Annotated in this window: 7 protein-coding genes; all 7 read right to left on the bottom strand. The window is 45.2% G+C overall.

Translation table 11 applies throughout. From position 1 onward, the window contains the following. Positions 1 to 181 precede the first annotated feature (181 nt). The 7 genes from ACOCD2_RS07465 to ACOCD2_RS07435 all read right to left on the bottom strand — a co-directional run bounded on the left by ACOCD2_RS07465 (position 182) and on the right by ACOCD2_RS07435 (position 8,521). Positions 182 to 862 (bottom strand): DUF3800 domain-containing protein, encoded by a 681-nt coding sequence (locus tag ACOCD2_RS07465; protein ID WP_293652416.1) that lies wholly within the window; start codon positions 860 to 862, stop codon positions 182 to 184. Between the two features lie 155 nt (positions 863 to 1,017). After that, positions 1,018 to 2,049 carry an SAVED domain-containing protein gene (locus ACOCD2_RS07460; RefSeq protein ID WP_293652424.1) on the bottom strand — a complete coding sequence of 344 codons (1,032 nt, stop codon included), beginning with the start codon at positions 2,047 to 2,049 and terminating at the stop codon, positions 1,018 to 1,020. 1 nt (position 2,050) lies between these two features. Then, positions 2,051 to 4,246 (bottom strand): ThiF family adenylyltransferase, encoded by a 2,196-nt coding sequence (locus tag ACOCD2_RS07455; protein ID WP_293680103.1) that lies wholly within the window; start codon positions 4,244 to 4,246, stop codon positions 2,051 to 2,053. Between the two features lies 1 nt (position 4,247). Further along, on the bottom strand, positions 4,248 to 5,291 hold the full coding sequence (locus tag ACOCD2_RS07450; protein WP_293680105.1) for a nucleotidyltransferase: 1,044 nt from the start codon (positions 5,289 to 5,291) through the stop codon (positions 4,248 to 4,250). A 17-nt stretch (positions 5,292 to 5,308) separates the two neighbouring features. Then, positions 5,309 to 6,430, bottom strand: a complete 1,122-nt coding sequence (locus ACOCD2_RS07445) for a restriction endonuclease subunit S (protein WP_419588390.1) — start codon at positions 6,428 to 6,430, stop codon at positions 5,309 to 5,311. After that, complete coding sequence (locus tag ACOCD2_RS07440) at positions 6,420 to 7,934, bottom strand: type I restriction-modification system subunit M (RefSeq protein WP_294045658.1); 1,515 nt, start codon at positions 7,932 to 7,934, stop codon at positions 6,420 to 6,422. Before ACOCD2_RS07440 ends, ACOCD2_RS07445 begins: the two co-directional genes overlap by 11 nt. Then, on the bottom strand, positions 7,931 to 8,521 hold the full coding sequence (locus tag ACOCD2_RS07435; protein WP_293680718.1) for a restriction endonuclease subunit S: 591 nt from the start codon (positions 8,519 to 8,521) through the stop codon (positions 7,931 to 7,933). Before ACOCD2_RS07435 ends, ACOCD2_RS07440 begins: the two co-directional genes overlap by 4 nt. Positions 8,522 to 8,813: the final 292 nt, after the last annotated feature.

Here is an 8,813-nt window from a genome sequence, read left to right as displayed (position 1 = left end):
TTTCCTTATATTTCAATCAGTTATCGAGGAGCAAGCATCCGCAACCGTGGAATTTACTTTACATTTCAGCTCCGATACACCATACTGTTTTCAAATGTCCCCCTCCAATGACAAGAGCCCCATCGGCTCTTACCGCAAGGTATAGTTGGAGGGGTCGCTTTTTCTGCCTTCCAGAATTCCATCAGTAATACCGCCTCGTTCCCGTTCTGAAAATATCAAATTCGCTGTGTATCACGTCACTTATCTGTTCGTAATAATGTGTTTCGCCTGAGTCCCATTTGCGGTAAATGGCCCAGTTACAATAGTCAGCCACCTGCAAGCCATAATGGGATCGGGATGCCTGATGCAAAATCCGATATTTCGCTCCGGCTGGCAACATGGCTTTCAGCGCCTGTTTAACCCCTTTTTCCACAGCCTTGCGCTTTTTCTGGTGCGGAATCGTATCGGTAATAACAATAATTTCGCTGTAGCCATTTAACTGTTCAAAAACATGCCGGAGTAAATACCCCAGCATTTTGGGATAAAAGTGCTGATCAGCCTGTAGCGCCGGCCCGGTTTTAGCTTTTTCAACAATCAGACTGTCAATGCGAAGGTTTTGACGACAGTCATATAAAATGCCAAACAAGCGATCCCGAATATAACGATTGTCATCAGCACAGTGAAAATATTCTACATCACGGCCAAACTCCAGTAATTCGTGCCGGTAATCGTCCCAGGGTTCTCGCACTGCAAACGGGCGACACATGGCCACGCTGGTCAGAGTAAAGTAACGGGTGCCTGTGGGTGAAAAATCGAAATTTCCTCCTTCATCCAGAAATATATAAAGGCAGTTATTGGGCGTTCCTGTCGTCGGATTATCCATGTTCTATCGCAATCCCTTGAGAGTAAGACTCTTTTGGCTAATACTATTATTTTGAGCCAGGTTCGGTTGTGGGTAAATATAGCCAAGCTTGATCGACATCTCTGAGCTGATGCAATAGAAACTGTATTGTTTATGGAGCCTAAGGGCGCCTTTATTCATGAAAACGCACCCTGATTATATGTAATTGACCAGTTATATCCTTGGTCTTTTGTGTAACTATAGAGTTCTAACGAACCGTATACATTATCTTGGTAGCACTTTCCGATATTGATGCACATTGATGACTGTGCTGCTACAAATAAGTGAATTCTATTAGCGTTCTTACCAAGAATATTTAATACGACAGACAACTCGCTCAATAATTGTTCTTGAAGTGCCTCATTGCTTAATTTATCTAACCCATAACCCAAGGAGTGTTTTAATATTACCGTTGAGTCCCTTAGCGTCTCTGGTAAATCTTTACGGGAAATCTCGAAAGTATAGGACAATGCAACTCCTAGCTCTTGATTATCACCACTCACCAACTCTTCCAATGCAGTTAAATATGACTGCCCTTCATTATCTTGGACACAGTGGGTGATTTTTGCATCTGTGATTGTATCGAGTAAATACCACTTGTTACCGCCGGGAGAGTTTCTCGAGTGGTCAAGGATTCGCACCGTATTATGGGCATTTCTCAGTAATGACCCAAGTACAAACAAATATGGAAAACTTCCAAGAGCTACCAAATATATTTTTGGTGCATCTCTGTGCTTGGTCTTTTCCTCAAATAAGTGTCGGTAATAATTGAGTTTGTCTAACAGGATGTCTTTATCATACGAGTTGATTTCTCCTAATATTTCAGGCCTAACGAATCCTCGTTCAGCTAATGGCAACGCCATAACTGGTGGATTATTATCCATATTCTTCATGCCTTGGCCATAATAAAGAACGGGTGGATGGCTGTTCATCTGAAAGTATCTAAAACCGATCAGTGACAATCCGACTAAACTTCCAATAGTGGCAATAAATGTACAAACAATGGAAACTGTATTGGCAAGAGATACAGATAGATTCAGATAGGAAATGGTTAGTTCTGGAAAAATCCCTGAAATTGATGCAAGACTCACCAAAAAGATGGTCTTTCCGGTCTTAAGCCACGGGTCACCCTTCCAGAGCTTTATTAGGCGTTCAATGATGTTCCACATACTACTCACGATGCTCCATCCTCTTCAGCTCAACAAACCCTGAGCTATTGGGGATAAAAATACTATCTTCTTCTGTACCGATAATTGCAAAACAAAAATGCTTCAAGGGTGGGTTTGCATTAATACAGGATTTCCAGCCGGTTTTATCTGGGCTTGAGAACGAGGGCTTGTGCTCTGGATGAGAGTGCCATGTACCCATAAAGCATTGCTGTCCACTCGAGCTCTTATGTAAACGGTTCAGTTCAATTTGATGCCCTTTATCCTTCATGTGAAAATGAGTACGCCCTCTAACATCTTTGGGAAATGGCTCCGTTACTGCCTCAATCCATATTCTGGATCCATCCTGATCTATACGTCCAATGAGTATTCCGCATGCTTCAATATCACTTTTACCCCGCTGGCGGTATTTGTCCCAAATATGTTCAACAGTCACTGATATATGAACAATCTTTCCATAGCCCGTATAAGTGGCTCCAATGCTTGATTTATGACAACAAGGACATCCCGCTTGTTTTAGTGGAGATATAGTCATAGTGCCTTCTTTATCGGAAAGCTCCCCATTAAAAGAAAGCCCAATGCCTTTGGCATCTTCATCAGAACCTATCCATGACATTTTGGTTGATTTATTCTGTTGGCCAGCTAATGATTTAAGTGCCAAACGACTTGCCATAATCGCTGTTTGTAATGCATCCAAGTGGGAATATGGAAGAAATAGTGTGCCGCACCCTCCAATATCTTTGGTTACTGGTTCATTGGCCATTAAAAAATTCATATTTGAATGCATTTGGATCTGATAAGAACTAGGGTCAACATAGGCACATTCCAAACAGCCGGAATTACCATCTGGCGCAACAAACACCGCATGGCCGCCAACGCCATACCCTTCTAACCAACAATAAATAACAGGGGTATTTATCTTCTCTTTAATGAGTATCTCATTGAGTGCACGCTCGGCGGTTGGATTGCCAATTGCAATCGTAATTAAATCCGCCTGAGTCAACTCTTCTACATCCAAGGAGATGAGTTGCTTGGGTGAGTGAGTAATTTTCGTATAAGGGTATTCATTCATAAGTTTGTCTGCCAGAGCACTAGCTTTATTTACCCCAAGATACTTCATGTCTAAAGTATGCCTGTACAGGTTTTCAGACTGAAAGGAATCGCTGTCAACCAGATGAAGGCCGCCAATTCCAGCAGATATAAGCTGCTCCGCTATATTTGAGCCAACAGAGCCACAGCCAACTAACAGAATTTTCTTATCTTGAAGATCAGTTGAGGCTCCTGCTCTCGGAAGCAATCGAGACTTGGAGTGAATATCTACTTCTATGGCAGATATCTTCCAGGGTTCCAAATAATCGCCACAAACTGGTATCTGGCATTTTTTATGGCTTTCAGCCTTAATTCCAAACCATATATCACGGGTTTGATATTGGGTATGGCAAACTATCCAGGCTTCTTTTGATCTGGTATGGCGTGCTTTTTCTTTAAGTGTCGCAATCAGCTCTTCTGGTTGCCTGGCAAGGAAGTCTTTCCACCATGTCTTGATATCTGCCCCTGGCGCAGGCGGAAGGCCAATGCATGGAGCAGTGAATAGAATTCCTTTTCCATGGATACTCCTGCCTTTGCTAGCAGCATTAACGACAACACAATAGTCCTTGGATAGGCTGTCATAATTAGATGGACTGGCCATGGCTTTTGAAGATAAGCCCCGGCCTTTTTTAACTGGCTCCTTAATCTGAAGGTCGAATATACCAGTACCTTCTGGTGCAATAACCAACAAGTTATTGATTTGACGACCAGCAGCCCATTTCCAGTGTCCGTAAAATTCTTCCAGGCAGTGCTGGTTATTTAACGAGGCATCTTTGATTACAGGGGCTATGGTTTGCGTCGCCTTAGTAAGTGCTTCCTCGTATAGTTTCTCAGGAACATGATAATTTATTGAAAGGACATCATTGGCTCCGCTGCATATCAATCCTGTGTCCTGCTTGCTGCAAGGCCACCCTACATGCGCCAGGAGGCCGAAAGTGCTCCTGTTTCTAAGGTAAAAAGACGGCGTCTCATAAGGAAAGTTGTTTCTAACAAACCCTTGTATTTCATAGGTAACTTCACCGGCCTTATGTTTAGTTATGATTGATTCTCTATCACTAGAGACAATCTCAATGCCAGCGCTTTCCAGATAAGTTTGAATAGATTCCAGCAACTTAAGCGCCCTGATTCGGAACCACTATACCGGATGCTGCCATATAAACCTTATTTCCTCCCTTGGGATCCTCATCAGGTATCGGGAAATCATCCCCAAACATATCGCTTAAAATTTCATATTGTTTTTTAAGGCTGCTTTCATCAATGGCTTCCTTAAGCTTTTTTCGCAAACGAACAAATTTTCGCCTTAACTCAGTTCCAACGGTTTCCCCGTGTTTTTGAAAAATATCAGTGAAAGGGTCTACAGGAAGATCGACCTGTATGGTGTATTTTTCAGGGTCAGAGTTGGTCAGGGTGAAAAACTCTTTTTCTTCAAGTAGGCAGTCAATAGTGTCATACAATGCCAACAGGTCATTCGGCCTGTCTTCATCGTCTATGGATGTGCGCAGACTCTTTTTGAGCATAATCGTTAAACCAATGGAATAGATGTGCTTTGGGTCTGTGTACTGCACGTCACGCCATCGCTTGACATATCTCACGATACGTCTGAATTGAGCCTTTTCTTCCTTAGAAAGATCACTCCAATGCCCTTCGATAGTATCATCATTAACCCAGACTATTAGCCCCTCCGGATCGGATGATAGCCACTCTCGATTTTCTTCGCTGGAGTTTCTTTTTCCCACGGCAAGTCGATGGCCCAAAATGAAACCGTGTTTATACACTGGAAAATCGATATGAAGATCTAGGCTTGAATAATCTGCTGTTACACAGGGCTTCTTGATTCTGGCGTTTTTGAACCCCCTGGCTTCTAATACATCATGAAGTGTGATTTTGCATTCAACCGGGTTTTCTGGTGCGTCATCGCTATCAATCACAATAGCTCTATCCAGGTCAAAATCTCCGTCGAGTGATTTTATGGCAGTATGTATGGCAAAGGAACCTTGGATAAAGGTCGATTTAACCTCGTATCCAGCCTCTTTAAATGCTGACTTGATCTGATCGGTGATGCTGTTATCTTTTTCTCTGGCATCACTATATGCATCATCTTCCCGTGTAAGCTTGATGGAGTCATGAAACTTTTGGAACTGTGTTTGAATACCCATGGAAATTCTCCGTTTGATTAATTTATTATCACTCGACGTTTGCCAGTGAGGATCTGTTGCATCAGGGATTTTTTCTCCTGTTTCAGGTAGTCGAGTTTTTGTTGCAGGGTTTCGATTTCTTTATCGGTGGAAGTGAGTATGGCTGCGATTTCTTGTTGCTCTTTTAATGGTGGTAAATTAATGTGATACCAGTGTTCAAAATCACCCGGCATATGCGGAATACCCGAACCTTCCCGAATGGCTCTTACCTTATAATTGTCCTTCAAAAGGTTGTAAGTAATAAAACGGCTATTTGCTTTTGATTCATCGATTCTGCATCGAACAACGGTTGAGGAAACTGCTCCAGAGAGCCCAGTTGTTGCTTTTCCTGCATTTTCTCCATCCCATAAGACAAGAATGTCTTTTGGTGAGCAAATAACGGCATCAGAAGAGTCTGTATAGATACCAAAGTCACCATTGAATGAAGTAGAGCCAATATAAGCTACGCCACGCTTCTCGTCGTTAGTTGGAACAATCTTTCCTTTTCGCTTTTTCCCGTCAAGTACATCGTCAAGCCTTATTGTTTTCCACTCCTCATCAAACCCAGGCAGTCGCCGTTTGCCGGTCAATAACTGCTGCATCAGCGCCTTTTTCTGTGCCTTGCTGTTTTCGATCAGCTTTTTGACGGTTTCAATGGCCTTGTCCCAGGTGGAGAGGATGCGGGCGATTTTCTTTTGTTCGGAGAGAGGTGGAAGAGTGACGCTATACTTTGCCAGACTTGCTCCAGGAAGCTGAGGAATACCTCCGCTTTCATTAAATATTCTTAAGCGAAAGTTTATGTAATTCTCTAAATATTCGACATCAAATGAGCCATTTCTAGGGCTTACAATTAGTAAGCGCCCTATTGCACCAAACCCAGATTTTCTTGAGAAAGCTGTTCCAAGACCAATTCCGCGTCCCACAATAGTAACGCTGTTGCCTGGGTACTCTTCGAAATTGTAGTATCCATATAATCCACGATTTTCTACAGTGTTTGAAAAAACAGGAATCGTGTGCTGATTTGTCGCAACCTCAGAGTACGCTTCCTCTTTGAGATCTCGTCCTACTTGAATGTTTGCGATTTCGCCAATTTTTGCAGAGAACCACCCCTCAGGCACCATAACCCAGCTCCTTTAAATACCCTTTCATCTCCTCTTCGAGTTTTTCTAACTCAGCTTTGAGTTTCTCCCGCTCGGCTCGCACGGCCATCAGGTCAATTTCTTCTTCCTCTTCAAAGGTATCCACATAGCGGGGGATATTGAGATTAAAGTCGTTTTCTGCAATCTCCTCCGGGCTGGCAAGGTAGGCGTATTTGTCCACCGATTCGCGCTTGTGACAGGTGTCGATAATCTTCTGAATATCCTCAGCCCGCAGTACATTCTGGTTTTTGCCGTCGGCATATTCGCGGCTGGCATCAATGAATAATACCTTGTCGTCGGCTTTCTTCTTTTTGAAGATAAGAATGGCGGCGGGGATGCCGGTGCCATAAAAGAGTTTTTCCGGCAAACCGATGACGGTATCGAGCAGGTTTTCCTCAATCAGCTTGCGGCGTATTCTGCCTTCCGCCGCGCCCCGGAAAAGGACGCCATGGGGCACCACTACACCCATGCGACCACTGCTGGGTTTAAGGGTTTCGATCATATGCAGAATAAAGGCATAGTCGCCCTTGGTTTTAGGGGGAATGCCACGACGGAAGCGCCCCCAGCGATCATGCTCTGCCTCATCGTGGCCCCATTTTTCCAGCGAGAAAGGCGGGTTGGCGGTCACGATATCGAAGTGCATCAGCGATTCGTCTTTATTCAATAGCTTGGGGTTGCGCAGGGTGTCGCCCCATTCGATGCGGTGGTTGTCTTCGCCGTGCAAAAACATGTTCATTTTGGCCAGCGCCCAGGTGGAACCGATGGCTTCCTCTCCGAACAGGGCGTATTTTTTCGAGCCATTGTATTTTTCACGAATCTTGCGCCCGCATTTCATCAACAACGAACCGGAACCACAGGCAGGGTCGCAGATTTCGTCACCTTCCTTCGGTTCCAGCAACTCAGCGATAAGATCAGACACTTCGGGAGGCGTGTAAAACTCACCGGCTTTTTTGCCAGAAGTGGCGGCAAAGTTTTTGATCAGGTATTCATAGGCATTGCCGATCACATCCAGGGTGCCAATGCGCGAGGGTCGCAGGTTCAGCTCGGGTTTGTTGAAGTCTTCCAGTACATGACGCAGGATTTCATTTTTCTGCTTGTCGTCTCCCAGCTTGTTCGAGTTGAAGCTAATGTCCTGAAACACATCCCGCAGCTTGGCGATATTGGCTTCCTCAATGGCGTGCAACGCCTGGTCGATGCGCTCGCCGTTACCCGGCTCGTGGCGGTGTTCAAACAGGCTGTAGAAACTGGCTTCCTCTGGCAGCACAAAACGCTCGGCCTTCATCAACTCCGTGATCAGCTCCGGCTCGTCCCCGTGCTCGGCCTGGTAGGTGTCGTAGTGGTCCTGCCAGACATCGCTGATGTATTTTAGAAACAGCATGGTGAGGACGTAGTCCTTGTAGATGCTGGGATCGACGACACCGCGGAAGCTGTCACAAGCCCCCCATACGGCTTTATTGATGGTGTCCTGGTTGATTTGGTCATTCATTGTGCATTTACTCCCGGTTCTTGTAGCAGATCATTGGCGATACCATTCATCAGAGTTTCGCCATTGCGGACAAGCTGCTCCATCAGTTGTTCTTTTTTATTGATCGCATTCGCCAGATTGATAATGGTGTCTTGTTTGTCCTGTGGCGGTAAGACCACGGGGGTCGCCCCCAGAACACTGCGGCGGATGCTCTTGGTGAGTGTGCCCTCTGCTTCACGCTGAAAGTAGTGCTGGCTGGGTGGGCGATTGAGCAACCAGGCAAGAAAACCGGGGCGTAACTGGCTGGTTTTACTCCTGAGGACAAAAAAGTGGGGGGCCGCCACAGCCCGTAAGCCGCCGATGGTTTCATCAATAAGCACGGCGTAGTTGTTATTACCGCGCGCGGCAAATAGCACGTCTCCAGGCTTCAGCCAATTGGGCTCACGCTTCCCTGCTGGTTCTGTTTCTGAGCAACTTATCCAGTTAACCGTCTGGTTGGGTGAGATATTTTTCATTTGCACGGCAAACATACCCGTCCCCGGCTTTTCTTGAATCCGGCCTCGAAACTGGTGTCCTGCATTGATGGAGGCTATTTCGTCTAGCTTCATACAGAATACTTCATAGTTAATGATGCAAATATTTTAAATGGTTATTTGCATTTGTCAAACGATATCTGCATCATCGATGATGATGCAGATATTTAATTCTGAAAAGCGTTTGCCGAATCTACGAAGAGGCGACAGCGCTGAGTCTATGCAGTCGTGGTGGACGTAGGCCCCCCTCTGTCAGGATACTTGTCCACCCAGTGGGGGTAGTGACCGGGTAGCTGCGATAACCGCCAACTTTTAAGCAGCCACTTCATCCGCTGTCAGCCATGGAGAGCGAAGCGAAGGCTGGTAG

Source organism: Thiolapillus sp., assembly GCF_048562965.1.
Taxonomy (GTDB): domain Bacteria; phylum Pseudomonadota; class Gammaproteobacteria; order Chromatiales; family Chromatiaceae; genus Thiolapillus; species Thiolapillus brandeum_A.
Note: the sequence above shows the minus strand (reverse complement) of the source record. Positions and strands in the feature narration are given on the sequence as shown.

Bases quoted from the DNA above. Each gene is read 5' to 3' on its own strand.
- ACOCD2_RS07445 (WP_419588390.1), bottom strand. From the start codon at position 6,430: ATGGTGCCTGAGGGGTGGTTCTCTGCAAAAATTGGCGAAATCGCAAAC.
- ACOCD2_RS07440 (WP_294045658.1), bottom strand. From the start codon at position 7,934: ATGAATGACCAAATCAACCAGGACACCATCAATAAAGCCGTATGGGGG.
- ACOCD2_RS07450 (WP_293680105.1), bottom strand. From the start codon at position 5,291: ATGGGTATTCAAACACAGTTCCAAAAGTTTCATGACTCCATCAAGCTT.
- ACOCD2_RS07465 (WP_293652416.1), bottom strand. From the start codon at position 862: ATGGATAATCCGACGACAGGAACGCCCAATAACTGCCTTTATATATTT.
- ACOCD2_RS07435 (WP_293680718.1), bottom strand. From the start codon at position 8,521: ATGAAGCTAGACGAAATAGCCTCCATCAATGCAGGACACCAGTTTCGA.
- ACOCD2_RS07460 (WP_293652424.1), bottom strand. From the start codon at position 2,049: ATGTGGAACATCATTGAACGCCTAATAAAGCTCTGGAAGGGTGACCCG.